Genomic DNA, 1,842 nt, shown 5'->3' on the forward strand with positions numbered 1-1,842 from the left:
GGGACAGGTTATTTCTGATAAGAGCTGGAATCCTGCACTAAAGGATCAAAAGGACTTCGTCCTCCAGTCCAGCTTGCTGCTAAAAGTCGAAAGGAATCTAGGGGTTTGTTACTATCAGATGCTGCCCCTGATTAAGGTTTTCGGTTCAGGGATCGACTTTAACAATAGCTTCATAGCGATCTCAAGGGAGATAGCAGACGTTGATAGGCTGAAACAAATGGAGACTGGCATCGACTCACTACTCTTTGTCTCTGCCCTAAAATATGGTGGTAATAGAGCGGTCCTCTACTTTACCGGCAAGCCCCTGACATATTACAGAATTCACAGGAATAGCATAGGAGGCATCGTATTCAGCAAGCCTCTTATTATCCATCAGCAAAACAGAGAAGTTAACTTAATTAATAAGGCCAGGTGGTTACTGAAAGTAGCTAAGTGGCATGGCTACGTTGGAAGAGAGCTTCCAAGGGAGTGTAGATGTAACGATTTGGAACTGCAATCAATGACTGCCAGGTTGGAAGCCCTATATCTTCCAACACCATTAGCTGGGGCGCTCTCTCACGACCTGGTGCCCTCGCCTTCAGAGTATGTCAGGTTCATTAGGTGTGGTCTTATAAACATTGCGTTATCGTCTGGCGACGGGCGTTCGAGAGTAGCGAATGCCCTGCGGTTCCTATTATTTTCCTCAATTCCTTACATTTTGGCGTTTATCGACGAAATTTCCTCATTAAGGCCAGACCTTTCTTTACATGTTAGGGAGATAATAAACGTTCTGAGGATGAGGTAAACAAGGCCCCTGCTGCGTCACACGGCTAAAAAGGTGAAATTATTTGGATCGCTAACCTATTAAAACGCAAGGGCCTTATGATGATATCAGCTCTCGTGAGTGCTCACAGGAGGAGAAAGCAGTACCCGCCTTAGGCCCCTGACCCCCATATTAGCCCAGGAGGAGGACTTCAAGCTTGAGATAGTGGCCATCGCTGACTAAGAGGATTACGTAAATAATGACGTCAGTAAGGGGTTAGGTGTATCTATGTAAACGACGAAGCCTTGGTCCTAAGGTAGCCGAGGGGATAAGGGAGTCAAAGGATGATGTGATCGCCTTGCTGGAGGACAATGACGTGCAACTGCCAGGCAAGTTGAGGTTAGTGGCTGGTTGCTTTAAAAGTCGGGGCCGACAGCGACCATGTAGCGTTCTCAGCTCTTCTCTCAACCGCCAGCAGGCTGGGCTTTAACTGGGCAGTCACAAAGGTCGAGTCAGCTAACCTTAAGCCTTACACCTGTAACTAAAGCGACTCAAGGATGTTAGTGGGCGTGGCCTCCAGCGAAACCCTGGTATCAGCGGGCTTCAGGGACTACGCCGAGGTAGGTGCGTCATGACAAGAGTTTCCATCATCACCCTGTGCAGGCCTGAGCTCGGGACCTCCTCTCATCCCTGAGCCTACAGAGGAGGTGGCCAGACGAGGTGATCGTAGTCCACACGTGTTAAACGTCAAGGCTGGGCCCCTGATGAAGGGCGAGCTCCCTGCCAGCACAGGCCAACCCCAAGAGGGATGCAGGGGGTTCACGGAGGCCCTTAATCAGGGCCTAACGCTGCTGAGAGAAAAATTAACAGCTTATGCATCTCTTTCTCATTAGCGCGGGATCTCTGCAGGGCCTCCCTTCTATTTTCAAGCCCCCACTTCACAGCAAATCGGCGTGATCATGTAGATAAGCAAGTTTTACTAAGAGGTCCCTGAGGTCTACATAGGTGAACTCGTGAGGATAGGGCTCGCCCCTTAAATCATAATCTGAGCCCAGCACTATGTTTCCCATTAAGGCGGCGTCATTCCTCTTCACGCTGTG

1 protein-coding gene is annotated in these 1,842 nt (G+C 49.5%); it reads left to right on the forward strand.

What is annotated here, in order from left to right:
* Positions 1 to 784: glycosyltransferase family 2 protein (locus tag ACP5H1_RS08370; RefSeq protein WP_427974050.1), on the forward strand; the 784-nt coding region annotated here is incomplete at its 5' end.
* Positions 785 to 1,842: the final 1,058 nt, after the last annotated feature.

The organism is Acidilobus sp. (assembly GCF_049973875.1).
Taxonomy (GTDB): domain Archaea; phylum Thermoproteota; class Thermoprotei_A; order Sulfolobales; family Acidilobaceae; genus Acidilobus.